A 25,384-nucleotide genomic window follows, 5' to 3' on the forward strand; every position below is an offset into this window, starting at 1 on the left:
TCGGTTCGTGTGCGAGGGCGGGGCCCCGACGGGCGGCGGGTACAGGAACACCCGACCGCCGTACATCACCGAGCGGAAACAGGCCGTGACGCGCCGACCGTACCGGAGCCCCGATCCGAAAGCGTCGACAACCTAACAGCCCAAGTTAGGTTAGGCAAACCTCATCTGGTTCGGCTCGGTCGCGGCCAGCCGAGTCGACGGCTCGGTCGCGGCGCAGGAGCACGCGGGCCCTGCACGGACCGGCGCGGCGAGTTGTGCATCACCTGAGCGGAACACTGGCAGGGCAAGCCAAGCTCACGTTCGAGTGCCGGTCCGGCGAACCATGGCCGCTTCGGTGACCAGTTCGCACCAGGCGAGGTCGGCGGCGTCCGCGTGCACCGCGTCCGCGGCGGCCGGCCAGCGCTGCCAGAATCCGCCCTCGCTCCACGCGGTGAAGCGCCGGTGTGCGGTGGAGTGCGAAACGCCGAAGTGGGGCGGGAGTTGCTGCCAGCCACAGCCCGAGGTGAGGACGTAGACGACCGCGATGAAGGCGGCGCGCTCGTCCTCGGAAGCGGCGGGCAGCAGCGGCGCGGCGGCCTCCCACAGCGCGTCGGGAACCAGGCGCCGGGCCAGCGCCGGGTCGAGCGCGACCGAGGAGCGGCCGCGGGGCGCCTCGGCCGGTGGCGTCGTCGCCTCGGTGCGCTCGTCGGCGGGCGCGCTCGTCTCCTCCCGCGTCGGCGCGACGTCGTCCGCGTGCGCCTGATAGGCCTTCCACTGCGTCAGCAGATCGTGGTGGCTGCCACGGATCCAGCGCATGTAGTCACGCATGTTGCCCAGCCGGCGACGCGGCGCCTCCTCCTCGGGGCCGAGCAACGCCAGTGCCTCGACGGCGAGTTCTTCCTGCCGGTCCAGGTGGCGCCGTTCGCCGGCCAGGAAGCTCCCCCACACGTCGTCGTCGACCCGGAAGTAGTGGCCGCGTCTGCCGGGCACCGCGTGCCGTCTGATGAACCCCGCCTCGACCAGACGGCGGGTGGCGAGCGAGACCGAGCCGGCGCTCACCTTCAGCTCCCGGGCCAGCTCGGCCGAGGAGACGTAGGGAACGTCGGTGATCAGGAGATAGGCGACGATACGGCCGTCCATGCGCCCGCTGCCGGCGCCCTCCCAGACCAGGCCGACCTCCTCGACGAAGAGCTCGCGGCTCCACCTTCCCGCGTCACGGCGCCTGTCGGTGTCGCGCGCGGTGCCGGTCTCGGCGTCGTCGCCGCCCATGCTACCTCCCGGTTAACTTTCATCTCATGCTAAAAGTTTTGCACTTTTGCATTGACATGGCATCTCAGCGACACCCAGTATCCCGGTACGCGCCGCGTTGAGAACCCCGAATCCGGTCCGTCTCCCGGTCCGGCACACGGCGCCCGCCCTCTCCTCCAGGGAGTCGTCTTGCGCAGATCATCCATGCTCACGGCCACGGCAAGTCTGTCCCTTCCCCTCGTTCTCGTGCTGGCCGGCTGCTCCGGCGGCAGCGGTGGCGCGGACGATGGTGCCGCCTCCGGCGGATTCTCGGTCGCCGTCGGCGAACCCGACCATCTCACCCCCGGCCGTACCACCGTCGGCTACGACCAGGTGCGTGTGCTGTTCGCGCCCCTGGTCAAGGTCGACGACAAGGGCAGGACCAGTTACGTCCAGGCCGAGTCGGTGACCTCCACCGACGCACGCCACTGGACCGTCAAGCTCCGCTCCGGCTGGACGTTCCACAACGGCGAGGCCGTCACCGCCCAGAGTTACGCCGACGCCTGGAACGCCACCGCCTACGGTCCCAACGGCTGGGCCGGCAACGGCCAGCTCGCCGGGATCGAGGGCTACGAGGCGCTGAACCCCGCCGAGGGCAAGCCGAAGACCAAGACGCTTTCCGGAGTCGAGGTCGTCGACGCCACCACCCTCAAGGTCACGCTCTCCAGCCCCGACAGCCAGTTCCCACTGCGTCTCACCCCGAGCCAGACCGGCTTCTACCCGCTGCCGAAGGCCGCGTTCAAGGACCCCGAGGCCTACGACAAGGCGCCCATCGGCAACGGCCCCTTCGAGATAACCTCCGCCTGGAAGGCGGACGAGGGTGCCACGGTCACCGCGTACGACACCTACCGGGGAACCAAACCGAAGGCGCCCGCCATCACCTTCAAGTCCTACACCGACCTCAACACCGCCTACACCGACGCGCTCGCGGGCAACACCGACGTCATCGGTGTGCCCGTCAGCAAGTACGGTCAGGCGAAGGCCGACTTCGGGGACCGGCTGCACACCTACGAGGCCCCGTCGCTGGAGTTCATGGCGCTGCCCCTGAAGGACGACCGGTACGGCGACGTGCGGCTGCGCAAGGCGCTGTCGATGGCCGTCGACCGGGACGCGGTGAACAAGGCCATCTACGGCGGCCTGTACACCCCGGCCACCTCGCTCACCCCGCCCTCCGAGGTCGGCGCGCAGACCGGCTTGTGCGACGCCTGCGCCTTCGACCCGGCGGCGGCCAAGAAGCTGCTGGCCGAGGCCGGCGGCTGGTCCGGGGAGCTCACGATCACGTATCCGGGCGGGCTCGGCCTGGACGAGCTGTACAAGGCGATCGCCAACCAGATCAGGCAGAACCTGGGCATCGACGGGGTCCGGGCCGTGCCCACCGCCGACTGGGCGGAGTTCAGCGAGAAGGTGCTCGGCAAGAAGATCACCGGCCTCTCGCACGCCCACTGGGGCGCCCTGTACCCGAGCATGCAGAACACCCTCCAGGGCGTCTTCACCAAGAGCGGCGGCTGCATGTGCAGCAACTACGGCGACAAGGCCGTCGACGAGCTGCTCCAGCAGGCCGACGCCGCCACCGAACCGGCCACGGCACAGCGCCTGTACAACGACGCCCAGAAGGAGATCCTCGAGGACTTCCCCGTGGTCCCGCTCTTCTTCGGCAGCTACGTCTACGCCAGCACGGAGCGGGTGTCCGGAGTGACCGTGGGCCCGGCCGACGTCGAACTCACCCGCATCTCCGTCACGGGCTGACCCTCCCCGGTCGCCCGCCGTACGCCCACCCCTTCTCTTCGGGAGATCCGTACCCGTATGACAGCCGCGACGTCAGAATCCCTCTCCTCCTCCTCCGCCTCCGCCTCCGCCTCCTCCATCCCCTTCGCACCGGGCCCCGACGCCTGGGTGCGGCACGCGGCGACCGTCCCACCGACCCCGGCCTATCCGACCGTGGACGAACTCGTCTGCGGATTCCGCGACTTGACGGCCCGTCACTCCGACCTGGTGACCGAGAGCCGCATAGGCACATCCGCACTCGGTGAGCCCCTGTACTGCTTCACGGTGGCCGACGACCGCTCCACCGCCGAGGAGGACGGCGGCTACGTCGTCGTGGGCGGCGTCCACCCCAACGAGCCGGTCGGCGCGGTCACCACCCTCCACCTCGCCACCACCCTGTGCGAGGCCCCGGACCTGCGTGCCCACTTCGGCGGCGCCTGGCACATCGTGCCCTGCATCGATCCCGACGGGGCCCGGCTCAACGAGGGCTGGTTCGCCGCCCCCGCCGACAAACGCGCCTACGGCCGCCACTTCTACCGGCCGGCCGGCAACCAGCAGGTCGAGTGGACGTTCCCGTTCGCCTACAAGGACGCCTACTTCGACCGGGTCCTGCCCGAGACACTCGCGCTGATGCGGCTCCTGGACGCCTCCCGCCCCCGCTTCCTCACCACCCTCCACAACTGCGAGACGGGAGGCGTCTACTACTACCTGAACCGCCCGGCCCCCGAGCTGTACCCCCTCCTCGCCGACATCCCGGCCTCCCTCGGCATGCCGCTCGCCACCGGCGAGCCCGAGGCGGCGCACGCCCCGCGTCACGCGCCCGCGGTCTACGGCTGCATCGACATGAAGGACGCCTACGACTACCTCGAAGGCCTCGGCGCCGACGCCGCCGGCAAGATCGCGGGCTCGTCCAGTGCCGCGTACGCCGAGAAGTACGGCACCTTCTACTTCGTCACCGAGGTCCCGCACTGGAGCCACCCGGACGCGGACGACGACTCGCCCGCCGAACAGCGGTACGCGGACGTGGTCGCGCACCGGGCCCGGGCCCTGGACGAGACCGGCACCTTCCTGGGCGGCATCCTCGACCGGGCGAGCCCCCACCTGACCATCGCGACCCCCTTCCTGCGCGCCGTACGTGACTTCGTGCCCTCGCTGACCGAGGTCGCCTCCCTGGAGTCGGCCCGCGTGGGCGACCTGCCGGACCGGGCCGCGACCGTCGCCGAGTGCCACGACTGCGAGGCGAGCGTGCACAGCTTCCGCATCCGCATTGGCGGCATGCTGCTGCGCACCCTCAACGCCGAACTGGCCGCGGGCACCGCGACCCCCGAGGTGCGCCGCTGCCATCAGGAGCTGCTCGCCACCTACGAGACCTGGGAGCGGGAGGCCGACGGGGTCACCGGTGAGCCCATCGCGATCTCCACGCTCGCCGGCATCCAGTACGGGGCACTGCTCGCCGCCGCGGACCACGCGCGCGCCGGCGACACCACCGCCGCGCACCCGGACCGCACCGGGGAACCACGATGACCTACCTCGTACGCCGCCTGCTGGAGGCGATGGTCGTCTTCTTCGGCATCAGCCTGGTCATCTACGCGATGACCTATGTGCTGCCCGGCGATCCCGTCGCCGCACTCGCGGGCGACCGTCCACTGGCCCCCAGCGTGGTGCGGGCGCTGCGCGAACAGCACCACCTGGACGACCCGTTGCTCGTCCAGTACGGCCACTATCTGGCCGGCCTGTTCCAGGGCGACCTGGGCACGGACTTCAGCGGCCGGCCGGTCGCCGAGCAGATGGCCGACCGCTGGCCGGTCACCATCAAACTGGCCCTGACCGCCTGGGTGATCGAGGCCGTCGTCGGCATCGGTCTCGGCGTGCTGGCGGCGCTGCGCCGGGGCACCTGGACGGACCGCACGGTGCTGGCGTTCACCATCGGCGCCACCTCGATCCCGGTGTTCGTGCTCGCGTACACGGCGCAGGTGGTCCTCGGCGTGAAGTTCGACCTGTTCCCGGTCGCGGGGGCCACCGAGGGCTGGCCGTCCAGCTATGTGCTGCCCGCACTGTGCGTGGCGGCCTTCGGACTGGCGTCGGTGTCCCGTCTGGTGCGCGCCGAGGTCATCGACAACCTGCGCGCCGACTACGTCCGTACGGCCGTCGCCAAGGGGCTCACCCGTCGCCGGGTGGTCGGCGTGCACGTCCTGCGCAACTCCCTGATCCCTGCCGTCACCTTTCTCGCCGTCGACCTCGGCTACCTCCTCGGCGGCACCGTGATCATCGAGGGTGTCTTCAACCTGCCCGGCATCGGCCAGCTTCTGTTCCAGGCCGTCCGGGGCCACACCGGGCCCACGGTGGTGGGGGTGTCGACGGCACTGATCCTGATCTTCCTCGCCGCGAGCGTGCTGGTCGACCTCCTCAACAGCGTCCTGGACCCGAGGATCCGCCATGACTGACACCCTGACCGCGCCGGCGGACAAGTCCCCCGGCGGCTCCGCCCCGCCGGTCTCCTCCGGTGGCGCCGGATGGCGCGCGCTGCGCCGCAGGCCCGCCTTCCTGCTCACCGGCGGCGGTGTCCTGCTGCTCGTCCTCGTCGCCGCCGCACCGGGTCTCTTCGCGGGCTGGTTCGGCCACGGGGACCCGACCGTCTGCGACCTCACGCACAGCGCGCAGGGCCCGTCCGCGGGGCACCCCTTCGGCTACGACGTCCAGGGCTGCGACCTGTACGCCAACGTCGTCCACGGGGCGCGCGCCTCGCTCGGCGTGGGCTTCCTCGCCACCGCCGTCTCGCTCGCCGTGGCGCTCGTTCTCGGCTGCCTCGCCGGTATGGCGGGCCGGATCGTGGACAGCGTGGTCGCCCGGCTCACCGACGTGTTCCTGGGCTTCCCGTTCCTGCTCGGCGCGATCGTCGTCCTGAACACCCTGACCACCCGCGACATACCGACCGTGGCTGCCGTACTGGCGCTCTTCGGCTGGCCGACCATGACCCGTGTGGTCCGCGCCTCCGTCCGGTCGGTGCGCGAGGCCGACTACGTCGTGATGGCCCGCAGCCTGGGCGCCGGCCCCTGGGACATCGTCCGCCGGCACATCCTGCCCAACGCGCTCACCCCGGTCCTGGTTCTCGCCACCATCACCGTGGGCGGGGTCATCGTGGCCGAGGCCGCGCTCACCTTCCTCGGCGTCGGGCTGCAGTCCCCCTCGATCTCCTGGGGACTCCAGCTGGCCGGGGCGCAGAACTCCTTCCGCACCCATCCGCACCTGCTGATCTTCCCCGGGCTGTTCCTCTCCTTCACCGTCTTCGTCCTGATCACCTTCGGAGACACCGTGCGCGACGCCCTGGACCCGAGAGGACGGTGACCCCCCGATGACCACGACCGGCAGCACACCCGCCGAGCCGCAGCCCCTCCTGGAGGCCGAGAACCTGACCGTCGACCTGCTGTCCGGGCCCCCCGGCGCCCCGCGGTCCCGGCGTGTGGTGCGCGGTGTCTCCTTCACCCTGCACCAGGGCGAGACCCTGGCCCTCATCGGCGAGTCCGGATCCGGCAAGAGCCTTTCGGCGATGGCGCTGATGGGCCTGCTGCCCGCCACCACCGCCGAGGTCGGCGGCAGCGTCCGCCACCGCGGGACGGAGCTGCTCACGCTCCACCCGGACGCGTTGCGCGCACGGCGCGGCAAGCACATCGCGATGATCTTCCAGGACGCCCTGTCCGCCCTCAACCCCACGCTCACCGTGGGCTTCCAGATCGCGGAGGTGATCCGCGCCCACGAGAAGGTGAGCCGCCGCGAGGCCCGGGCCCGCGCCGTCGAGCTGATGGCACGGGTCCGCATCCCCGACCCCGCCCGCCGCTACGGCGACCACCCGCACCAGTTCTCCGGCGGCATGCGCCAGCGCATCATGATCGCCTCGGCTGTCGCGCTCGCCCCCGACATCCTGATCGCGGACGAACCGACCACGGCCCTGGACGTCACCGTGCAGGCCCAGATCATGGAACTGCTCGCCGAACTCCGCGAGGAGACCGGGTCCGCGTTGCTGCTGATCACCCACGACCTCGGACTCGCCGCCACCACGGCCGACCGGGTCGCCATCATGTACGCCGGGCACATCGTGGAGCAGGCACCGGTCGAGGACCTCTACGACCGGCCCGCCCACCCCTACACCGAGGGTCTGCTCGCGGCCCTGCCCCGCCTCCAGGGACCGCCCGGCGACCTGACCCCCATTCCGGGCACTCCCCCGGCCCCCGGGCCGCTGCCTCCCGGCTGCTCCTTCCGCCCGCGCTGCCCCGCCGCCCGCGACTCCTGCGCCACCCGGCAGCCCGCGCTGCTCCCGGCCCCGTCCGCACGGCTCGTCGCCTGCCACTACCCGCTGGAGGTCTCCAGTGCCCGATGACGTCACAGACACCGGCAAGGGCCGAACCGCCACCGCCGCACCGGTCCCGCCCGTGCTTCTGGAGGCTCGCGAACTGGTCAAGCACTACACCTCCGGGGGTCCGTTCGGCATCGGCCGCGACCGCACGACGGTCCGCGCGGTCGAGGGGGTCGACCTGACCCTGCGCAGCGGCAGCACACTCGGGCTCGTCGGCGAGTCCGGCTGCGGCAAGTCGACCCTCACCCGGCTTCTGCTCGCCCTCGACCGTCCCACCTCCGGCACGGTGCGCGTGGACGGGCGGGACCTGCTCGGCCTGTCCCGGTCCGAACTGCGGCGCCGCCGGCGGGACATCCAACTCGTGATGCAGGACCCGTACACGTCACTGGATCCCCGGATGACCGCCCTGGAGATCGTCCGGGAGCCGATGGACATCCACCGCGACCCGGCGGCGAAGGAGAGCCGGTCGGCCCGGGCCCGCGAACTGATGGAGATGGTCGGCCTCGACCCGGACCACGGGCACCGCCACCCCCACCAGTTCTCCGGCGGCCAGCGCCAGCGGCTCGGCATCGCCCGTGCGCTCGCCCTGCGCCCCAGGATCCTGCTCTGCGACGAACCGGTCTCCGCGCTCGACGTGTCCGTCCAGGCACAGGTGATGAACCTGCTCAAGGAACTGCAGCGGACCTTCGGGCTGTCGTACGTCTTCATCGCCCACGACCTGGCCGTGGTCCGCCACATCGCGGACGAGATCGCCGTCATGTACCTGGGCCGCATCGTGGAGCAGGGCGACCGCGACACGGTGTACGGCCGTCCCGCGCACCCCTACACCCGCGCCCTGCTCTCCGCCGTCCCCGAACCCGACCCGCGCCGCCGGGGCAAGGGTGAGCGCATCGTGCTCCAGGGCGACCCGCCGAGCCCGGCCCGGCCGCCGACCGGCTGCCCGTTCCACACCCGCTGCTGGAAGAGCGAGAAGCTCTGCACCGAGGAACGGCCCGTACTGACACCGACCGAGCCCGGCGGCCGACGCCGGGTCGCCTGCCACTTCCCCGAGAACGACTGACGGACGGAACAGATGCTGCAACAGGAGATCTTCCGGGTCGACGATCCCGGGTGGATCCGTGAGCTCGCCCATGCCCACCCCTGGGCCACCCTGATCAGCAACACCGAGCACGGCGGCCTGGTCGTCTCCCATCTGCCGGTACTCGTCGAACGCGCGGCATGGGACGACCCGGCCGGCGCGCTCACCCTCCTCGGCCACCTGGCCCGCACCGACGCCCTCGAGCACGAACTCGGTTCCCACGACGTCGCCGTGGTGCTCCAGGGACCGCACGGCTACGTCTCGCCCGTCTGGTACGAGGAGACACCGCACGTCCCCACCTGGAACTTCACGGTCCTGCACATCCACGGCCGGCCCGAGATCCTTGCCCCCGCCGAGACCTACGACGTCCTGTCCGCCACCGTGGACCACTTCGAGGACCGCTTCCCCGAGCCCTGGCGGCTCGCCCGGGTCGAGGACTACGCCCACCGCATCGCCCCGGGGGTGACCGGGTTCCGGCTGCCCGCCGCGACCATGACGGCCAAGGCGAAACTCAGCCAGGACGAACCCGATGACGTCGTGCGACGCCTGGCGAAGGCCCTCGAGTCCGACCAGCCATACGCTCATCCCCAACTCGCCCGTGCCATGCGCGACATACGGAGGAAGCCGTGACCTCGACCACCACTGTGCCGGCCGACGACGCGAGGGCCGTCGCTCCCCCCGTCACGCTGCGCCGGGTCCATCTGGGTGCGGGCGGCCCACTGAGCGATGTCCGCGTCGAGGGCGGCCTCGTCACGGCCGTCCACCCGGCGGGCACTGCCCCACCGGCCGAGGGACAGGACCTCGACCTGGACGGACGTACCCTGCTACCGGGACTGTGGGACGCCCACGTCCACATGGTCCAGTGGGCCGGTGTGCGCCGCCGTCTCGACCTGTCCGCCGCGGGTTCGGCCGGGGACGCGGCACACGCCACCGGCCGGCAGGCCGACGGCCTGCCGGCCGACGAGCCGCTGATCGGCTACGGCTTCCGGGACGCGTTGTGGCCGGACACCCCGCACAAAGATCTCCTGGACGCCCTCGTCCCAGACCGTCCGACCCTGCTGATCAGCATGGATCTCCACTGCGCCTGGCTCAACTCGGCCGCGCTCGCCGCGGTGGGGCGCGGCGGCCATCCCACCGGCCTGCTCTTCGAAGGCGAGAGCATGCGGGCCATCGCCGAACTCACCGCCGTACCCCCGCGGGTGACGGACCAGTGGGTCCGAGAGGCCGGCGCGGCCGCCGCCGCCCGGGGCGTCACCGGCATCGTCGACTTCGAGTACGCGGACAACATCACGGACTGGACCCGGCGGATGACCGAGGGGACCGGGGCGTACCCGCTGCGGGTGGCTGCCTCGATCTGGCTCCCGCAGCTGGAGGGCGCGATCGCCCACGGCCTGCGCACCGGCCAACCACTGTCCGTCCCGGGCGGTCTGCTGGAGGTCGGGCCGTTCAAGCTGCTCACCGACGGCTCCCTCAACACCCGCACCGCGCTGTGCCACGACCCGTATCCGGACCGGGACCCCGAGGCGGCCGGTGCACGCGGGCTGGAGGAGGTGTCCCCGCAGGAACTCGTCTCGCTGCTGCGCCGCGCCTCGGGGCACGGCATCGTCCCCGCCGTGCACGCGATCGGAGACCGCGCCAACGAGATGGCCCTGGACGCCTTCGAGGCGGTGCGCTGCCGGGGCCGGGTCGAACACGGCCAGCTCCTCGCGTCCAAGGACGTCCCGCGCTTCGCCGAGCTGGGGGTCACCGTCAGCGTCCAGCCCACCCATGCCGTGGACGACCGCGACGTCGCGCAGCGGCACTGGGCGGGCCGTACCCACCGCGCCTACGCCTTCGCGGACCTGCTGGCCGCCGGAGCCGTGCTGGAACTGGGCTCCGACGCCCCCGTCGCCCCGCTCGACCCCTGGCTGACCATCGCCTCCGCCGTCGAACGGACGGACGACGAACGTCCGCCGTTCCACCCCGAGCAGCGCATCCCCGTGGAGGCCGCCCTCGCCGCCTCGTCCCGGGGCCGGCGACTGATCCGGGTCGGCGACGACGCGGACCTGGTGGTCACCGACGCCGACCCGCTGACCGCGGACACCGCCACCCTTCGCGCCATGCCGGTCCACGCGACCATGCTTGGCGGCACCTGGACCCACCCGCCGTCCTGAAGGGCGTTACGCCGACCCGTCAGCCGCCGAAGTCCGCGGCTGAGGCACGCCACCGCCGTCGCACTCGGCGCGATCAGCACGGCAGCGGCGTCGAGCAGCACGGCATGGGCGAGCGGGGCACGCTCGCCGAAGCACCACCTCGGTGGGCAGTCCGACGTCACGGGCCGTGATCGGCAGAGCGGCGGGGACCGCCGCACCGTCACGAGCGAGCCGCCGGGCAACAGGTGCAGGCCCATCGCGGCGGCCTTGGCCGGGAGGTGCCCTTCGCCGGGATCAGCCGCCGGCGCACCCACGCGTCCACGACCGCCTCGAAGCGCGGGGAGTGGAACTCATCGCACGCGTGGCGTGCGCCGGCCAGTACGGCGTACACCACGCTGTCCTACGAGATGTGGCGCCGTTGGCCGACGAAGTTCCGTGCGCCCTCGACGGTCGCCGACGTGTCCTTGGTGCGCCGACCGATCCTGCTACCCGAGCTCCACGGGTGACTGCCGCCGTAGCCGGGCGCGTCACAAGAGCCGGGCCAGGGCCGCCTCGGACGGGCTTCCGGCCGTCGCCTGGTAGACGATGATCACCTGCTGCTCCGCGCCGCCGACGGTGAGCGCCTGCCGACGCAGGGCGAGGTCGCCGACGACCGGATGCGCGAAGCGCTTGAGTTCGTCACGGGCGGGCCTAGCCTCGTGACGCGCCCACAGACGGTGGAACTCCTCGTCCGTCTTCAACTCGGCGACCAGGCCGGCAGTCCTGGGGTCGCGCGGGTCCGCTTCTGCGCGCAGGGCGGCTGCGGTCTGCGCCGCCACCTCCTCCCAGTCGGGAAAGAGGCGACGCGACGCCGGGTCCAGGAAGACCGCCCGGGCCAGGTTGTGCCCGGGCTCGTACATCGAGGCGAGCGCGCGGGCCCGCTTGTTCGCGGCCAGCACGTCCAGGCACCGGTCCCGGACGTACGCCGGGCGGTCCGCCCACGCGTCGAGCAGCCGGAGCACGTCTGCGGCGACCTCGGTGCGCGCCGACGGTACGAGGTCAGGGCCGGCGAGGGCGAGCATGTGTGCCAAGGCGTCGGCGTCCAGCTTCAGTGCCCGCGCGAGGGACCGCAGCACCTGCGGTGAAGGGTGCCGATCGACGCCCTGTTCGAGCCGTACCAGGTACGGCTCGCTGATACCCGCGAGACGGGCCAGCTCCTCCCGGCGCAGCCCGGCCACCCGGCGCCGCCCGGTGGCCGGTATTCCCACGTCCGCCGCGGTGACCCGTCCGCGCCGGGCCTTGAGGAAGTCTCCCAGAAGGTTGTCGCCCGCCATACCGGCAGGGTAACCCCCGCGGGGTGCTGGCTGCCGAGGCGCGGAAGGCGCAGGCTCGACGACATGAAGACCTGGTTCATCACCGGCGCGTCCCGCGGCCTCGGCCGCGTCTGGGCCGAAGCCGCTCTCGACCGCGGCGATCGCGTAGCCGCCACTGCCCGCAACCCCGAGACCCTGCGGCCCCTCGTCGACACCCACGGGGACCGCGTCCTCCCGCTCCGCCTGGACGTGACCGACCGCACCGCGGTGACCGCCGCGGTACGGCACGCCGCCGAGACCTTCGGCCGCCTCGACGTGATCGTCAACAACGCGGGCTACGGCCTGTTCGGCATGGTCGAGGAAACCACCGAGGAGCAGGCCCGCGCCCAACTCGACACCAACCTGTTCGGCCCGCTGTGGGTGACGCAGGCGGCCCTGCCGTACCTGCGTGCCCAGGGCAGCGGCCACATCCTCCAGGTTTCCAGCCTCGGTGGCCTTGCCGCCTTCCCCACGCTCGGGCTGTACAACGCCTCCAAGTGGGCGCTGGAGGGAATGAGCGAGGCCCTCGCCCAGGAGGTCGCCCCGCTCGGCATCCACGTCACCCTCGTCGAGCCCGGCCCCTACGGCACCGACTGGGCGGGAGCGTCCGCGGCGCACACCGAGCCGCTGCCCGCCTACGAGCCCGTCCGTGCTGCGCGGCGGGCCGGCGCGTCCGCCCGTGCCCCCGAGGATCCACGGGCCACCGCAGCCGTCGTCCTCGAACTCGTCGACACCGACGCACCACCCCTGCGGCTGTTCCTCGGTACCTACCCCTATCCGGTTGTCGAGGCGGCCTATCGGAAGCGTCTCGACACCTGGCAGGACTGGCGGTTCCTCGCGTCCCGGGCGTGAGCGGCACGGAGCGGCCGGGCGCTCGGTGGCGTCCGGTGTCGCCGGCCTCGCCGCCCTCCCCATGCCGTACAGCCTTGCCGGCGGGCGCATCCCCTGACGCGTAGCGGGACGGTGCAGACGGTCAAGCGCCAGTCCTGCTGTCGTACGCCCGCCTGCGGTTCTGGATCTCTTCGCTGTGCTCGACGGTCCAGTCGTAGAGATGTCCGAACGGCTCGCGCAGAGACTCGCCCAGCGGTGTGAGGGAGTACTCGACGCCGACGGGTGAGGTCGGCAGTACGCGGCGCTCAATCATGCCGTTGCGCTCCAGACGACGCAGTGTCTGGGTGAGGACGCGCTGCGTCACACCTTCCAGACCCCGCTTCAGCTCGTTGAAGCGCGTGGGCCGCTCAAGCAGCGCCATGACCATCATCGACCACTTGTCCGCGATCTGGTCGAGGATGGGGCGGCTGGGGCAGTCCGCCCGGAAGACGACGGGACGTGTCTCGGTGCCGGCACCGTGCGGGTTGGTGTCCTTCATGATCCCTAGTGCTCCCGAAGTGCGTTCTTGACGATCCGTGGGGCGCCGCCGATGGTAGGTATGCATCGCAAACCTACATGCCTTGCCGTAACCGACGGAGACCCCCATGACAACCGATGTCTACTCGACCCTGCGCGTGAGCAACGAACACGGCGTCGCACGGATCATCCTCGACAATCCCCCGGTCAACGTGCTCGACGCGACGATGATGTGCGAGCTGCGCACCCTGCTGACCGCACTCGCGGACGACTCGACGGTCCGGGTGATCGTCTTCTCGAGCGCCGACCCGGAATTCTTCCTCGCCCACGTGGACATGCGGATCGGAGAGAGGATGGACGTCCTCCAGGAACTCGCCGCGTCGGCACCGGAGGACGTCAACGTGTTCCAGGCAGTCGGCGAGCTCATCCGCCACCAGCCCCAGGTGACGATCGTCAAGCTCGCCGGGAAGGCCCGCGGAGGCGGGGCGGAATTCGTAGCCGCCGCGGACATGGCGTTCGCCGCCACCGAGACGGCCGGCATCGGTCAGATCGAAGCACTCATGGGAATCACTCCCGGCGGAGGCGGCACGCAGTACCTCCGGGACCGCGTGGGCCGCAACCGCGCGCTGGAGGTGGTCCTCACCGCCGACCTGTTCGATGCCGAGACCGCGGCGTCCTACGGCTGGATCAACCGGGCCCTGCCGGCCGACAGGCTTGACGAGTACGTCGACCGCGTCGCTCGCGACATCGCCGCACTGCCCGACGGTGTCATCGAAGCAGCCAAGCGCGCGCTGCCCGCCGACGACTTCAAGGAAGGACTCCTCCGTGAGAACGACGCCTGGGCTTCTCAGATCCGTCTGCCGACGGCTCAGCGGTTGATCAGCGGGGGGCTGCGGGACGGGGCGCAAACACCGGCCGGCGAACGCGACCTCGAGGGGCTGATGCGCGGCGTCGCGCACTGATCGCCGGCTGACCGCAACGACCGGCCGGACCAGGGGGCCGTACAGGAGCCGCCACGAACACTCAAGCTGCCAGACGGGTCAGGCTACGAGCAGGCGGAGGCCGAGATCTGCCGCTTCGAGGTCGGCGAGGTCGCTGTTGCGCGTGGCCCACCGGCCGGAGTCGAGGTCGTCTCTGAGGTTTCGGACCGCCCGCTGCTCGCTGTCCGGTCCGACGCGCGTCCACACCGACATCGCACGGCGCACGTGATCCTCCAGATACGCCTCGGGCCGGCGCCAGTACGCTTCGAACAGGCCGTCGGCGCAGTCCCACGGGACGGGTACCGGCTCGGCGCGGGCGCCGATCGCGTCAGTCATCCCGGCAAGCGAGGGGAACTCCGCGAGCACGGCGGCGAACTCGGGCAGGTAGTCGCGGGTGAGCCAGAACCGGTCCTGCCAACCGTGTTCGTCGGTGTCGAACGTGAGCACCACCACGCGGTGGGCCACTCGCTTCATCTCGCGCAGCCCCGCTATCGGATCCCCCCAGTGGTGAACGGTGGAGACCGCCATCGCGACTTCGAAGGACCGGTCCTCGAACGGCAGGCTCTCCGCGGCCGCTCCCACGCACGGCGCCGAGCCGGCAGGACGCTGCTCCCGCATGACCGCCGAAGGCTCCACCGCGGTCACGTCGCGATCAGCAGGCTCGTAGGAGCCGGTGCCGGCCCCGACGTTCAGCACCGTCTGCGCGTCGCCGAACGCGTCCCAGATCCGCGCGGCGATCCGCGGGTCAGTACGCCGTGTCGCGGGGTAGGCGCCGCCGATCGCGTCGTACAGCCGTGCACCGAGCACCTCCAGTTGCTCCTCCGGTGTCACCGTCAGCCCCTTCGCCCGTACCTGAAGTTCTCTGTCAATGGCCGCCACCATGGCTTCGGCGCGATCACGCCGCTCCAGCAGCAGGCCGCGCAGTCGCCGAAGGTGCGCGACCGCGTCGGTGGACGGGTCGCCGACCAGTGCCGCCACCTCCCGCAGCCCGGAGCCCAACCGCCGGTAGGCCAGCACCTCCCGCAGCCGCTCCACGTCGCTCACCGAATAGGCCCGGTACCCGGCCGCCGTCCGCGCCGACGGCCGAACGAGGCCGATCTCGTCGTAGTGATGCAGCGTGCGGACGCTCACGTCGGCCAGCTCCGCCACGCGTCCCACGGTCCAGTAATCCTCCACGGCCCCGACTATGCGGCCTGACGCCGCGTGAGGGTCAACACCCTCACGCACGACGGCAGGCCGGAGGCTCCTCGTCCCGTCGGTCGCCGCTCGTCACTTCGAACCCGCGGCCACCAGCGTCGTGGTGACGGGTTCGAGTGCGGCGGCCAACTCGTCGAGCTCGGCGGGAGACAAGGCGTCGTACGGCGGGGCGGCGAGCTCGTCGGTGAGGGCTTCGATGCGTCGCTTGAGCTCGCGGCCCGCGTCCGTGAACCGGCCGTCGGTGTCGACGAGTCCGCGCTCGCGCAAACCGGTCATGACCGCGGCGAGCCGCTCCTTCGGCAGGTGGTGAATGCGTCCGAACGACTCCGGCGGGTGGATGCCCTGCGCCAACGCGTCGAGTACGTGGGCCTCCGTGCCGCCGATGCGCGCGCCGACGAGAGCGGCGACGTGCCCGTCACCGCGGTGCTCGCGCAGCATGGTCGCGGAATGCCACAGCCGGGCGACCGGGTCGCTCGGCACCGCGAGTGTGCGCATCCCGGCGTACATCACCCGGCCCTCCGTGGGTGCGTGCGTGGCGGCTTTGGTGAGCAGGTCGGCGGCGCGCACCAGGCCCGGGGAGTCGGCCAGCTCGTCGCCGAGGATCCGCCGTACGGAGGCCGCGCTGCCCCGCTGCCGCGCGGCGACCGATGCCTCGGGCGGGATCGTCTCCCACGCGCTCGGGATGTGCCGCGCGGCCTCCCCCTCGGCGAAGTTGTAGAAGGCCGCGTGTACCACCTGCGCCGGCACCCGCCCCAACGGCGCTGCGCGGCTGGCGAAGTAGCCGTCCCAGTAGGTGCGGTGACCGAGCGCGGCCAGTTCCTCATTGCACTCGTCGGCGAAGAAGGTGACCAGGCAGATCGGCTCCAGGAGCTCGAACATGCGGCGAGCGGTGTGGGTCATGGCCTCCATGATGCCCGGGGGCACGGTCACACCCCGTGGCCGGCCGCCCCTGCCGTGCGTGCGCGGAGGTCGTCGCCGGTAGGCCGTAGCGGGGGTCGCCCCGGTGCCTGGCGCGCGGTGAACGGGCGGAGATCAACTGATCGGCGCAACAGCAAATCGTTTCGCCGGGTGAACGAGGCCGCCGGTACTCCAAACGACCGCCCGGGGCTGTGAATCTGGGCCTCGCATCGACAACGGATCGGCACGACCTCGCAGTTCTGAGGCCGATCCCTCTACCGTTTGGAGCTCTCCTTGCCCCTTCGCCGTATCGTGACCAGCGTCCTCGGTTCCCTCTCTCTTGCTCTCGCCTCCGTCGGGGCGCTCACCCTGAGCGCCGGCCCGGCCGCGGCAAATCCCTGCGGCTCCTTCGAGACCGCCTCCGACGCCTACTACAACCACTGCACCTCGGACGGCTCCCACATCGTCATCGAGATCGACGACTGGGGACCGAACAGCGAACGGTGTGTGGGACCCGGCGTGACCTGGATCGGTTCCAGCTCCGACATCGACGGCTCCTGGTACACCGGCCGCACCTGCTGATCTGAACGTCCGGTCGGTGAAGCCGGCGATCGGCTTCACCGACCCCGGTCGAACAGCATCCCGGACGGCGGATTGACAGCGGCGCCAGTCGGGCAGGGAGACAGATGATGTCATGAGCACGACCCCTCTCCCCCACAAGGAGGTCGAACATGCACGTCCGTACACTGACCGGCACTCTCGCGGCGGCCCTGCTGATGTCGTTGCCGCTGCTGAGCGGCGAGGCCGTGGCCGCGGATCCGCCGGGCGACGCCGCGGGCTCCTTGGCCGCGGCCCGGGTCCTCACCTACGACGCGAGCGGCTCGGCGGAGTTCAGGTCCGCGGTTGACCGGGGCGCGGCGATCTGGAACGAGAGCGTTGAAGGCGCCGAGCTGCGTCCGGCTTCGGCCGGGCAGCGGGCCAATATCCGCATCCTGGCCGACGACGGCTGGCCGCGCGCCCTCACCACCTCCTTGGGCAACGGCACGGTCTGGATAGGACGCGAGGCGGTGGACGAGGGCTACAACACGGTGCGCATCTCGTCCCACGAGCTCGGTCACATCCTGGGTCTGCCGGACCGCAAGCCCGGGCCCTGCTCCAGCCTGATGTCAGGGTCGAGTGCGGGCGTCTCGTGCACCAACCCGTACCCGAACGCGGCGGAGAAGGCGGAGGTCGAGGACAACTTCGCCGGTGCGGCCGGCTCGCCGTCGGCGGTTGCGGGACCGGTGCCCGTCCTCATCGAGGACTGACCGGACAGGGCCTGGCTCGGGAGTGGTGGCGGTACGGACTCAGCCCTGTGCCGCCTCCACCGCCGAGGCGACGAAGTCCGCGACCAGTCGCCGCCGGTCCTCCTGTCCCCAGGCGAGGACCAGCGCACTGCGCGGCGCGTCGGCCACCGGAACATGAACGAGCCCCGGATGCCGTGGCCGGGCCAGCGACCGCGGCAGCACCGCGACCGCTCGTCCCAGCAGGACCATGTGTGTCAGTTCAGCGGTGTCGGCGACCTCGGGGCCGAACCCGGCGACGGGCTCGATACCGGGCACCCCGTTGCCCTGGACGCCCTTCCAGCGGGGCAGCGTCTCGTGGGCCAGGTCGGCGAGGGTCACCTCGCTGCGGTCCGCGAGCCGGTGGTCCGGCGGCAGGATCGCCACCCTGCCCTCGACCACGAGGGTCTCGTGATCCAGGCCGGTCAGGTCGTCGAACGGCACGTACAACAGGGCCACGTCCGCCCGGCCGTCGCGCACGTGATCGGCGCGGTCGGTGGCCCCACCGAACAGGATGTCCACCTGGCGAGCGTCGGGCAGGCGTGAGTAGGCGGCCAGGATGCCGGACAGCAGGTCCGCGTCACCGCCGGGCTTGATCACCAAACGAAGCCGGGTCTCCCGCTCACCCGCTCGACGGGCCTTCTCGGCCGCCGCCCCGACGGCGAGCAACGCGTGCCGGCCGTGGTACTGCAGCGCCTCCCCGGCCAGGGTGAGGGCGACGTGCCGGCTGGAGCGCTCCACCAGCGTCACCCCGAGCCGGTCCTCCAGCCGCCGTACCGCTTTGGACAACGCGGGCTGTGCGATCCCCAGCCGCTGCGCCGCCCGGCCGAAGTGCAACTCCTCCGCGAGGGCCGCGAAGTACTCCAGTTCACGGGTCTCCAGCTCGGCCATGCCGCCAGGATACTGTCCCGGGCCATTCCTCGAAGGAATGGATTCAGAATCCACCGGCCTTGGACTTCGTCAAGAATCGCCAGTTCAATCGAAGCATGATTCACCACACGATGATCGTTGCCTTCGACGAACCGATTCCCTCGGGTGAGCTCGACGAGTATCTGAAGGGGCTGGAGGAGCTGACCATGGGCTCCGGCGCCTTCCAGTCCTTCGCCGCCCGCCACCACCTGCGCGTCCCCGGCGACGACCACGCCCCGGTGGCCGTCGCTTCCGCCGTCGTCCAGTTCGGCCTGGCCGACCTCGACGCCCTTGACATCGCCTTCGCCCTCCCCGGCATCGGCGAGTTCATCCAGAGCTGGCAGGCCCGCCGCCCGTACAAGGCGATCTGGGTCAACCACGAGCCCCTCGTCTGACCCGGCGCCCCAGCGGGGCACGGTCTGTTGTGAGCCCCACCGCTGCTCGACCGTGTCGACGTCGGTTACGGCACCGTGTAGCCGGCGGCGCGGAACAGTTCGTACCACTCGGCGCGGGTGAGCGGGATCTCCGACCCGAGTGCGGCGGCCGTGACGCGCTCGGGCGTGGTGGTGCCGAGCACGACCTGCATCCGCGCGGGGTGGCGCGTGATCCAGGCGACCGCGATCGCCTCGGCCGGCACGCCGTACTTCTCGCTCAGCCGGTCGATCACCGCGTTCAGCTCGGGGTGGCGTGCCGAGCCGAGGAAGGGGCCGTCGAAGAATCCGGCCTGGAAGGGCGACCACGCCTGGACGGTGATGTCGTGCAGACGGCAGTAGTCGACGATTCCGTCGTCGCGCACGACCGACTGGTCGAGGCCCTGCATGTTCGCGGCGATGCCCTGCGCGATCATCGGCGCGTGTGTGATCGACAGTTGCAGCTGGTTCGCGACGATCGGCTGCGTCACGTACTTGCGCAGCAGGTCGAGTTGTCGGGGCGTCTGGTTGGAGACCCCGAAGGCACGCACCTTGCCCGCGGCCGACAGCTCGTCGAAGGCACGGGCCACCTCCTCCGGCTCGACGAGTGCGTCGGGACGGTGCAGCAGGAGGATGTCGAGGTAGTCCGTGCCGAGTGCCTCGAGCGAGCCGTTCACCGATTCGACGATGTGCTCGTAGGAGAAGTCGAAGTACGGGCCGTCCCTGACGATGCCGGCCTTCGACTGGATGACGAACTGCTCACGCTCCGACGAGCTGAGCTTCAGGGCCTCCGCGAACCGGCGCTCGCAACCGTGGAGGTCCGAGCCGTACACGTCCGCGTGGTCGAGGAATGTGATGCCGGCGTCGCGCGCCGTGTTCACGAGCGTGCGGACCGCCTCATCGGTCATGTCCTGGATGCGCATCAGGCCGAGGACGACGTTGGGCACCACCATGTCGGTGCCGGGCAGGGTGAAGGTCTTCATGTGACTCTTTCGCTGTGACTCGGACGGACGGATCAGGCGGACAGGAGCGCGATCTGGTCGGGGGTGAGCTCGAGGTCGGCCGCGGCGGCGGAGTCGCGGATGCTCGCGGGGCGCGAGGCACCGGGGATCGGGACGACGACGGGCGCGCGCGCGAGCTCCCACGCGAGCGTGACCCGGTGGACACTGGTGCCGATCTCATCGGCGACCTGCTGGAACGCGCCGTGACGCGTCGCGAGGTCCTTAGCGTTCGCGATGCCGCCGAGCGGGCTCCACGGCAGGAACGCGATGCCGAGCTTGGCGCAGTGCTCGAGTTCTCCCTGGCTGGAGCGGAACGCGGGCGAAAACTGGTTCTGCACCGACACCAGCCGGCCACCCAGCACTTCGCGGGCTTCGTCGATCTGCGCGACGTCGGCGTTCGAAATGCCGGCCATCAGGATGACGCCCTCGTCGAGCAGTTCGCGGATCGCACCGACCGAGTCGGCGTAGGGGACGGCCGGGTCGGGGCGGTGGAACTGGTAGAGGCCGATGGTGTCGGCGCCGAGCCGACGGGCGGACTCCTTGGCCGCACGCTTGAGGTGTGCGGGATCCCCGTTGCGCGTCCACGTGCCGTCGCCGGGACGCAGGTGGCCGCCCTTGGTCGCTACGAGAACGTCGGCGGCGCCCGCGCCGTACTCACGCAGCGCGCGGGCGATGAGCTCTTCGTTGTGGCCGGCCTCGTTCGCGTCGCGATGGTAGGCGTCGGCCGTGTCGATGAGGGTGACGCCTGCGTCGAGCGCGGCGTGGATGGTGGCGATCGAACGCTCCGCGTCCGGGCGCCCCTCGATCGACATCGGCATCCCGCCCAGACCGATCGCGGAGACGGTCCGGTCGCCGATGGTGCGCTGCTGCATGGGTCTCCCTCTCCCTTGACGTCGTCGTGAGCACGCAGTGGCGGGCGGCGCCACGTCCTCAACTCTAGGAATCGCCGATCTAGAAATCCAACAACTGTGAGTTCTGGAATTCAGAAGTGCGAGATGTGGATGGACTGCACCGCTACCGCGGACTCACCAGCGCGGACGGTGTTCAGGACGCGTCGGCGTAGGCGCGGTGTAGAAGCCGGCTGTGTAGATCCACCCTCTGTGGTGCTTGCAGCAGGCGCACGTCTCGGCGGACGCGCTGATGGACCCCCTGCTCACTGATCCCATGGTGAGCAGTCTGTCTGCGAGCAGGCCCTCGATCAAGCGCGGGAGCGGACTCGCGGGCTCATGCCGAATCGTGCCGCGCGCCTCAATCCCACGCGAGGGGGTAGACGCGGTTCAACGAGGCCGGACCACGGAAGGTATGTGCAAGTGGACAAATCATCGGTCAGGGCTGTGGGCTGGGCGCGCTCCCTCCCGATGAGCAGCGATGTGAAAGCGGCACGGGAGTGGTCCCGCGAGCGCCTGCGGGCGCTCGGTTGGACGGTCAGTGCTCCGGAGACGGTCGACGCGGTGCTCCTGACCGTCTCGGAGTTGGTCACCAACGCTCATGTCCATGCACACAGCAACGCCCAGCTGGTGATGACGTGGGACACGCGCTGTCTGCACGTCGCTGTCCATGACGCGTCCGGCGACCTGCCGACCCCGCAGCCCCCGAGCGCCGAACGCGTCGGCGGGCGGGGCATTCTGCTTGTCGACGCCCTTGCGGACAGCTGGGAAGCCCGTCCCTGCCCCTACGGCAAAACCATCGTCGCCTGCTTTCACCCACCCGCCGCACCTGAGTCCGACGGCGGGCAGACGTAGACGTTCGCCGCGCGGAGCCCCCCGTTCACGGGCCGCCCTGGCACAGGGATCGGACTTCTTCCAGGACAGTCCGGTAGTCCTCCCCGTAGGTGGCCACAGTCGCGTATACGGCGTCCAGCGCCGCCTGGAGCGGGTCGGCTGTGCCGGCGGCGAGGAGAGCGGGGAGCGCCATGTGGGGCTGGGACATGCGCAGATGGGGGTCCGGTTCGCCGAGGGTGACCCGCACGGCGTACCCCGTCGTGTCCCCGGGCTGGGGCGTCGGCGCTGAGGGAAGGCTCGCGGGCCTGTCCCCGGCCGCCGCCGGGCCGACGATCCGGGGAGCCGAAGCGGGGTGGGGCCTTTGCGGGCGGGCGGTGTGACGGGTGGCCGGCTCAGAGGGAGGCCGCTTGGGCGGGACGGGCCGGCCGACGGTCCGTCGCGGCACCTGCAGGTCGGCGGCCAGGGCCTGCCACGCCTGGTCCGGGTCGTCAAGGGGCGGCGGTAGCGGGCGGCCCTCGGCCAGGGCAGCGAGTCCCGCGGCCGTCCACTCGAGCTGGTCGAGACCGGCCGCCTCGCAGGCACGACGTGCGGCCAGCATGGCTGTCGCACGCTGGGTCCGCGCCCCGGCGGCGTCGATGGCGTGGACGAGAGCCGGGTCGAAGGCGAGCAGGCCGCGCACATTGCCGCCGACACCGCGCAGGGTCTTGCTCGGCAACTGCCCGCCCCACTGCCGGCGTTCGTAGGCCAGCCGGCGTTCCTCTTCGGCTCGTTCCCGTGCGAGGCGGGCCCGGCGTTCGGCCTCGGCGCGTTCGGCGGGTGTGGGTGGGGCCGGCTGCTTGCGGGCGTAGTCATGCCAGTACGCGGCGATCGCCGAGATCTGTTTCAGGACGCGTGCCGGAGCGGGCTCGGCGGGCCAGAACTGCAGCAGGTAGCAGTCCACTTGCGGTTCGTCGTCCAGCCGCGTGTCCTGTTGGCGCGCCTCGTCCATGCCGCGGGCGCAGTACCGCACCCGATAGTCGATCTCTTGCAGCCCGAGCTCCCACGCGGCCCCTCCTCCCCATTCCATCAGGGCGGCACCGGCCGACACGGGACGGAAGGAGACTTCCACGACGTCCTCCCACACCGGGTCAAGGGGCGGAGCCTGGTCGTGCACCTCGACGCCGAAGCCGACACTGCCCGTGTGCAACCCGGTCTGCAACCACAGCGCACCTGGCACCGCCGCTCCGCACAACCCGGAGCTCTGACCGCCGAATGCCTCCGCGAGGCCGGGACCGAGACCGTCCGGATCGCTCTCGACATAGATCTGGCTGTAGTGAACATGGACCTCGCCTGATACGGGCCTACGCACCCTTGCCTCCCCATCGCCGGAAACCCCTCACGCCCGGCACACTACGACGGGGCACTGACAGCTCCGGGCCGGTCTCCGAGTCTCCGGGGGCGGCCATGGCCCGTCGCTGCCGTCCCGGCTCAGCGGGTCCGGTAGCGCGCGTAGATCAACCCGCTGCCGAAGGCACGTTCTTCGACCAGCTCAAGATCGAGGCGCACTCCGTCGGGGAAGAACCGCTTGCCGCCGCCGACCACACTCGTGGTGATGAACAGGTGGTACTCGTCCACCAGGCCGGCCGCGATCGCCTGGGCCGCGAGGTTGGGGCCGTCGACTGTGAGGTCGTGATCGGCCTCGGACTTGAGCCTGCGCACCACGTCCGGGTCGAAGGTCCTCTCGATCCTGGTCCTCGCGCTGGACACCGACTCGAGAGTCGTGGAGTACACGATCTTCTCCGCGGCCTGCCAGTCGCGAGCGTACTGCAGGATGTGCGGCGGCTGGTCGGGCTCGGTGAGCGCGGTCTCCCAGTAGACCATCGTCTCGTACATCCGTCGGCCGTAGAGGTACGTGCCGACGGGGCGGAAGAGGTCGTTGACGAAGGTATGCACCTCCTGGTCGTCGGCCCCGGTGCCGAGGCCGCCCTCCGCCGCCTCGGCGTAGCCGTCGAGCGAGGTGATCATCGAGTAGATGAGCTTTGCCACGGGTCTCCTTCGGGTCCGAGCGCGTCAGTCTGTCAGCGGTCCTTCAGACAGTGACCTCCGCACGACCCGGAACTCATCGGCCGGACGGCCGACCGGTTCCCCATGAGCGGCGGCCCAGTCCCCACCGGCGTACCGTGGCTTCTTCTACTGCACCGGCATTCCCGCGAGGCGGCGGGCGAAGGTGAGCGAGCGTGTGAACACCTCGTGCACCCGGGCGTCGGGCAGCCCGTGCCAACCGTGGTCGGCATCGGGCACCTCCCACAGGTCGACCGACGCCCCGGCCTTCTCCAGTGCTGCGGCGAGGGATCGGCTGTGCGAGGAGGCCACCATGGTGTCTTCGACGCCGTGGGCGAGAAGGAACGGCGGTGCGGTGGAGGCAACGTGGGCGAGCGGGCCGGCCGTGTGGGCCAGCTCCGGAACGGCTGCGGGAGCCGCGCCGAGCATGAGTGCCTCGGGTGTCGCGGCGTCTTCGGGAGTGAAGCTGCCGCGCGCGGTGGTCATGTCGCTCGGTGCGTACCAGATCACGGCGCCGGACAGGGGCGGGTCGGTGTGGGTCAGGGCGAGGAGTGAGGCGAGGTGACCGCCGGCCGACTCGCCCCACACCACCGTCCGCTCGGTGTCGATGCGGAGTTCCGCGGAGCGCAGGGTGAGCCAGCGCAGTGCGGCGCGTAGATCGTCGAGGGGGGCGGGGAAGGTGGCTTCGCCGCTGAGACGGTAGTCGACGCAGGCGACGGCGAAGCCGGCGGCCGCGATGCGTGCGAAGGGCCCGGGAACCCAGCCGCGCGTGCGCGGACCCATGTCGTCGCGGCGGCCCCGTCGCCAGGCGCCGCCGTGCACGAACAGCACCAGGGGAAGGTACTCGGCTTTCCGGGTTCGGGGCGTCCACAGGTCGAGTTCCAGCGGACGGCTGCCTTCGACCTCGGCGTAGGGCACGCCGCGCAGTTCGCGTACGCCGGGCTCGCTGAGTGCGCCGGGCGGCAGCGGGGCGTGGTCGGGGTGGGGTGCGGCGATCAGCTCCCGTAGCGAGGGCTTGCTCGCCGTCATCGGGTCCGCCACTGGTGGTCGGGCAGGAAGCGCACGTCGTACTGCTCGGGGATGCTCGCGAACTTGTGGGGCTCCGGAACGACGGGCTCGCGCGGCAGGCCGAACTCCTCCGCGGGCGCGCCGAGGTTTTCGAAGAACCGCTCGAAGGTGCCTCCCGGGCCGGCGGCAACGCCGACCACCTGGCTGTGGTGGCGCTCCATGCGGTAGGCGTGCCGGCAGTTCTTGGGTACGAAGCCGAAGTCGCCCGGGGTGAGCAGCTTTTCCTGCTGGTCGCCCTCGGTGTCCTCGACGAACAGCCGGACGGCGCCCTGGGCGATGTAGAAGATCTCGTGGGTGTCGGTGTGCAGGTGTGCGGGGATGAGGTCGCCCTTGGGGCCTTCGACGGTGAAGAAGTTGAAGGTGTTCTCGGTCTGCTCCCCACCCGCGTAGACGGTGATCAGGTCGCCGAACAGATGGGCTCGGTCTCCCTCCCCCTTCTCGATGAAGTACGGCTTGCCCGGTTGCGCGGGTATGCGTGATGCCTGCCGGTAGCGGGTGGCGTACTCGATGGTCATGCGTACTCCTGGGCTCGGTCCCGAACGAGAATGTCAGGTAGCCTGACATGAGAGC

At 71.0% G+C, this 25,384-nt stretch carries 26 protein-coding genes; 14 read left to right on the forward strand and 12 right to left on the reverse strand.

Annotated features, from left to right (window positions below):
- Positions 1-294: 294 nt before the first annotated feature.
- Positions 295-1,248: a transposase gene (locus ACGH7X_RS00545; protein ID WP_399880172.1), complete on the reverse strand. Its 954-nt coding sequence runs from the start codon at positions 1,246-1,248 to the stop codon at positions 295-297.
- 168 nt (positions 1,249-1,416) lie between these two features.
- Between ACGH7X_RS00545 and ACGH7X_RS00550 the strand changes: the two genes are divergently transcribed.
- Genes ACGH7X_RS00550 through ACGH7X_RS00585 form a run of 8 tightly spaced genes read left to right on the forward strand, consistent with a single transcriptional unit; the run spans position 1,417 to position 10,612 of the window.
- Entirely contained in the window at positions 1,417-3,012 is a 1,596-nt protein-coding gene (locus tag ACGH7X_RS00550) for an ABC transporter substrate-binding protein (RefSeq protein ID WP_399880175.1), read from the forward strand.
- Positions 3,013-3,069: 57 nt separating this feature from the next.
- On the forward strand, positions 3,070-4,554 hold the full coding sequence (locus ACGH7X_RS00555) for a M14 family zinc carboxypeptidase (RefSeq protein ID WP_399880178.1): 1,485 nt from the start codon (positions 3,070-3,072) through the stop codon (positions 4,552-4,554).
- Positions 4,551-5,474: an ABC transporter permease gene (locus ACGH7X_RS00560; RefSeq protein ID WP_399880180.1), complete on the forward strand. Its 924-nt coding sequence runs from the start codon at positions 4,551-4,553 to the stop codon at positions 5,472-5,474. Before ACGH7X_RS00555 ends, ACGH7X_RS00560 begins: the two co-directional genes overlap by 4 nt.
- Positions 5,467-6,375, forward strand: coding sequence for an ABC transporter permease (locus ACGH7X_RS00565; protein WP_399880183.1), 909 nt, complete (start codon positions 5,467-5,469; stop codon positions 6,373-6,375). The genes ACGH7X_RS00560 and ACGH7X_RS00565 overlap by 8 nt, the downstream gene beginning before the upstream one ends.
- 7 nt (positions 6,376-6,382) lie before the next feature.
- Positions 6,383-7,405: an ABC transporter ATP-binding protein gene (locus tag ACGH7X_RS00570; protein ID WP_399880185.1), complete on the forward strand. Its 1,023-nt coding sequence runs from the start codon at positions 6,383-6,385 to the stop codon at positions 7,403-7,405.
- Positions 7,395-8,441: an ABC transporter ATP-binding protein gene (locus ACGH7X_RS00575; protein WP_399880188.1), complete on the forward strand. Its 1,047-nt coding sequence runs from the start codon at positions 7,395-7,397 to the stop codon at positions 8,439-8,441. Before ACGH7X_RS00570 ends, ACGH7X_RS00575 begins: the two co-directional genes overlap by 11 nt.
- 12 nt (positions 8,442-8,453) lie before the next feature.
- Positions 8,454-9,089, forward strand: coding sequence for an FMN-binding negative transcriptional regulator (locus ACGH7X_RS00580; RefSeq protein ID WP_399880191.1), 636 nt, complete (start codon positions 8,454-8,456; stop codon positions 9,087-9,089).
- Positions 9,086-10,612 carry an amidohydrolase gene (locus ACGH7X_RS00585; RefSeq protein ID WP_399880193.1) on the forward strand — a complete coding sequence of 509 codons (1,527 nt, stop codon included), beginning with the start codon at positions 9,086-9,088 and terminating at the stop codon, positions 10,610-10,612. Before ACGH7X_RS00580 ends, ACGH7X_RS00585 begins: the two co-directional genes overlap by 4 nt.
- Positions 10,613-11,118: 506 nt before the next feature.
- On the opposite strand, the gene ACGH7X_RS00590 is transcribed toward ACGH7X_RS00585, so the two are convergent.
- The gene (locus ACGH7X_RS00590; RefSeq protein ID WP_399880196.1) at positions 11,119-11,904 is read right to left on the reverse strand and encodes a helix-turn-helix domain-containing protein; all 786 of its coding nucleotides are present in this window, start codon (positions 11,902-11,904) and stop codon (positions 11,119-11,121) included.
- 63 nt (positions 11,905-11,967) lie between these two features.
- Here ACGH7X_RS00590 and ACGH7X_RS00595 point away from each other — a divergent pair, with 63 nt between their 5' ends.
- Positions 11,968-12,774: an SDR family oxidoreductase gene (locus ACGH7X_RS00595; RefSeq protein WP_399880199.1), complete on the forward strand. Its 807-nt coding sequence runs from the start codon at positions 11,968-11,970 to the stop codon at positions 12,772-12,774.
- Between the two features lie 121 nt (positions 12,775-12,895).
- On the opposite strand, the gene ACGH7X_RS00600 is transcribed toward ACGH7X_RS00595, so the two are convergent.
- Complete coding sequence (locus tag ACGH7X_RS00600; RefSeq protein WP_399880202.1) at positions 12,896-13,291, reverse strand: winged helix-turn-helix transcriptional regulator; 396 nt, start codon at positions 13,289-13,291, stop codon at positions 12,896-12,898.
- A 106-nt stretch (positions 13,292-13,397) separates the two neighbouring features.
- Between ACGH7X_RS00600 and ACGH7X_RS00605 the strand changes: the two genes are divergently transcribed.
- Positions 13,398-14,231, forward strand: a complete 834-nt coding sequence (locus ACGH7X_RS00605; RefSeq protein ID WP_399880205.1) for an enoyl-CoA hydratase/isomerase family protein — start codon at positions 13,398-13,400, stop codon at positions 14,229-14,231.
- A 78-nt stretch (positions 14,232-14,309) separates the two neighbouring features.
- Here the strand turns inward: ACGH7X_RS00605 and ACGH7X_RS00610 are convergent, their stop codons facing one another.
- Positions 14,310-15,407, reverse strand: coding sequence for a MerR family DNA-binding transcriptional regulator (locus tag ACGH7X_RS00610; RefSeq protein ID WP_399896676.1), 1,098 nt, complete (start codon positions 15,405-15,407; stop codon positions 14,310-14,312).
- A 111-nt stretch (positions 15,408-15,518) separates the two neighbouring features.
- Entirely contained in the window at positions 15,519-16,346 is an 828-nt protein-coding gene (locus ACGH7X_RS00615) for a MarR family transcriptional regulator (protein ID WP_399880207.1), read from the reverse strand.
- Positions 16,347-16,637: 291 nt separating this feature from the next.
- Here ACGH7X_RS00615 and ACGH7X_RS00620 point away from each other — a divergent pair, with 291 nt between their 5' ends.
- Together ACGH7X_RS00620 and ACGH7X_RS00625 are read left to right on the forward strand one after the other, a co-directional pair.
- Positions 16,638-16,925: a DUF6355 family natural product biosynthesis protein gene (locus ACGH7X_RS00620; protein WP_399880210.1), complete on the forward strand. Its 288-nt coding sequence runs from the start codon at positions 16,638-16,640 to the stop codon at positions 16,923-16,925.
- A gap of 149 nt (positions 16,926-17,074) precedes the next feature.
- On the forward strand, positions 17,075-17,650 hold the full coding sequence (locus tag ACGH7X_RS00625; protein ID WP_399880213.1) for a snapalysin family zinc-dependent metalloprotease: 576 nt from the start codon (positions 17,075-17,077) through the stop codon (positions 17,648-17,650).
- Positions 17,651-17,689: 39 nt separating this feature from the next.
- On the opposite strand, the gene ACGH7X_RS00630 is transcribed toward ACGH7X_RS00625, so the two are convergent.
- Positions 17,690-18,556 carry a LysR family transcriptional regulator gene (locus ACGH7X_RS00630; RefSeq protein WP_399880216.1) on the reverse strand — a complete coding sequence of 289 codons (867 nt, stop codon included), beginning with the start codon at positions 18,554-18,556 and terminating at the stop codon, positions 17,690-17,692.
- Between the two features lie 95 nt (positions 18,557-18,651).
- On the opposite strand from ACGH7X_RS00630, the gene ACGH7X_RS00635 reads away from it, so the two are divergent.
- Positions 18,652-18,969 carry a hypothetical protein gene (locus ACGH7X_RS00635; protein ID WP_399880219.1) on the forward strand — a complete coding sequence of 106 codons (318 nt, stop codon included), beginning with the start codon at positions 18,652-18,654 and terminating at the stop codon, positions 18,967-18,969.
- A gap of 65 nt (positions 18,970-19,034) precedes the next feature.
- Here the strand turns inward: ACGH7X_RS00635 and ACGH7X_RS00640 are convergent, their stop codons facing one another.
- Positions 19,035-19,967 (reverse strand): aldo/keto reductase family oxidoreductase, encoded by a 933-nt coding sequence (locus ACGH7X_RS00640; RefSeq protein WP_399880222.1) that lies wholly within the window; start codon positions 19,965-19,967, stop codon positions 19,035-19,037.
- A gap of 32 nt (positions 19,968-19,999) precedes the next feature.
- Positions 20,000-20,857, reverse strand: a complete 858-nt coding sequence (locus ACGH7X_RS00645; RefSeq protein ID WP_399880225.1) for an aldo/keto reductase — start codon at positions 20,855-20,857, stop codon at positions 20,000-20,002.
- 486 nt (positions 20,858-21,343) lie between these two features.
- On the opposite strand from ACGH7X_RS00645, the gene ACGH7X_RS00650 reads away from it, so the two are divergent.
- Positions 21,344-21,727 (forward strand): ATP-binding protein, encoded by a 384-nt coding sequence (locus ACGH7X_RS00650; protein WP_399880227.1) that lies wholly within the window; start codon positions 21,344-21,346, stop codon positions 21,725-21,727.
- A gap of 25 nt (positions 21,728-21,752) precedes the next feature.
- Here the strand turns inward: ACGH7X_RS00650 and ACGH7X_RS00655 are convergent, their stop codons facing one another.
- The 4 genes from ACGH7X_RS00655 to ACGH7X_RS00670 form a co-directional block, all read right to left on the reverse strand.
- Positions 21,753-22,922 carry a hypothetical protein gene (locus ACGH7X_RS00655; protein ID WP_399880230.1) on the reverse strand — a complete coding sequence of 390 codons (1,170 nt, stop codon included), beginning with the start codon at positions 22,920-22,922 and terminating at the stop codon, positions 21,753-21,755.
- Between the two features lie 251 nt (positions 22,923-23,173).
- Positions 23,174-23,731: a dihydrofolate reductase family protein gene (locus ACGH7X_RS00660; protein ID WP_399880233.1), complete on the reverse strand. Its 558-nt coding sequence runs from the start codon at positions 23,729-23,731 to the stop codon at positions 23,174-23,176.
- A 144-nt stretch (positions 23,732-23,875) separates the two neighbouring features.
- Positions 23,876-24,775, reverse strand: a complete 900-nt coding sequence (locus ACGH7X_RS00665; RefSeq protein WP_399880236.1) for an alpha/beta hydrolase fold domain-containing protein — start codon at positions 24,773-24,775, stop codon at positions 23,876-23,878.
- Positions 24,772-25,329 (reverse strand): quercetin 2,3-dioxygenase, encoded by a 558-nt coding sequence (locus ACGH7X_RS00670; protein WP_399880239.1) that lies wholly within the window; start codon positions 25,327-25,329, stop codon positions 24,772-24,774. The genes ACGH7X_RS00665 and ACGH7X_RS00670 overlap by 4 nt, the downstream gene beginning before the upstream one ends.
- Between the last annotated feature and the right edge of the window lie 55 nt (positions 25,330-25,384).

Origin of the sequence: Streptomyces sp. BBFR51, from assembly GCF_044591655.1 — a bacterium.
GTDB lineage: Bacteria > Actinomycetota > Actinomycetes > Streptomycetales > Streptomycetaceae > Streptomyces.

Bases quoted from the DNA above. Each gene is read 5' to 3' on its own strand.
- ACGH7X_RS00545 (WP_399880172.1), bottom strand. From the start codon at position 1,248: ATGGGCGGCGACGACGCCGAGACCGGCACCGCGCGCGACACCGACAGG.
- ACGH7X_RS00555 (WP_399880178.1), top strand. From the start codon at position 3,070: ATGACAGCCGCGACGTCAGAATCCCTCTCCTCCTCCTCCGCCTCCGCC.
- ACGH7X_RS00560 (WP_399880180.1), top strand. From the start codon at position 4,551: ATGACCTACCTCGTACGCCGCCTGCTGGAGGCGATGGTCGTCTTCTTC.
- ACGH7X_RS00565 (WP_399880183.1), top strand. From the start codon at position 5,467: ATGACTGACACCCTGACCGCGCCGGCGGACAAGTCCCCCGGCGGCTCC.
- ACGH7X_RS00570 (WP_399880185.1), top strand. From the start codon at position 6,383: ATGACCACGACCGGCAGCACACCCGCCGAGCCGCAGCCCCTCCTGGAG.
- ACGH7X_RS00580 (WP_399880191.1), top strand. From the start codon at position 8,454: ATGCTGCAACAGGAGATCTTCCGGGTCGACGATCCCGGGTGGATCCGT.
- ACGH7X_RS00590 (WP_399880196.1), bottom strand. From the start codon at position 11,904: ATGGCGGGCGACAACCTTCTGGGAGACTTCCTCAAGGCCCGGCGCGGA.
- ACGH7X_RS00595 (WP_399880199.1), top strand. From the start codon at position 11,968: ATGAAGACCTGGTTCATCACCGGCGCGTCCCGCGGCCTCGGCCGCGTC.
- ACGH7X_RS00600 (WP_399880202.1), bottom strand. From the start codon at position 13,291: ATGAAGGACACCAACCCGCACGGTGCCGGCACCGAGACACGTCCCGTC.
- ACGH7X_RS00605 (WP_399880205.1), top strand. From the start codon at position 13,398: ATGACAACCGATGTCTACTCGACCCTGCGCGTGAGCAACGAACACGGC.
- ACGH7X_RS00615 (WP_399880207.1), bottom strand. From the start codon at position 16,346: ATGACCCACACCGCTCGCCGCATGTTCGAGCTCCTGGAGCCGATCTGC.
- ACGH7X_RS00625 (WP_399880213.1), top strand. From the start codon at position 17,075: ATGCACGTCCGTACACTGACCGGCACTCTCGCGGCGGCCCTGCTGATG.
- ACGH7X_RS00630 (WP_399880216.1), bottom strand. From the start codon at position 18,556: ATGGCCGAGCTGGAGACCCGTGAACTGGAGTACTTCGCGGCCCTCGCG.
- ACGH7X_RS00635 (WP_399880219.1), top strand. From the start codon at position 18,652: ATGATTCACCACACGATGATCGTTGCCTTCGACGAACCGATTCCCTCG.
- ACGH7X_RS00640 (WP_399880222.1), bottom strand. From the start codon at position 19,967: ATGAAGACCTTCACCCTGCCCGGCACCGACATGGTGGTGCCCAACGTC.
- ACGH7X_RS00645 (WP_399880225.1), bottom strand. From the start codon at position 20,857: ATGCAGCAGCGCACCATCGGCGACCGGACCGTCTCCGCGATCGGTCTG.
- ACGH7X_RS00650 (WP_399880227.1), top strand. From the start codon at position 21,344: ATGAGCAGCGATGTGAAAGCGGCACGGGAGTGGTCCCGCGAGCGCCTG.
- ACGH7X_RS00665 (WP_399880236.1), bottom strand. From the start codon at position 24,775: ATGACGGCGAGCAAGCCCTCGCTACGGGAGCTGATCGCCGCACCCCAC.
- ACGH7X_RS00670 (WP_399880239.1), bottom strand. From the start codon at position 25,329: ATGACCATCGAGTACGCCACCCGCTACCGGCAGGCATCACGCATACCC.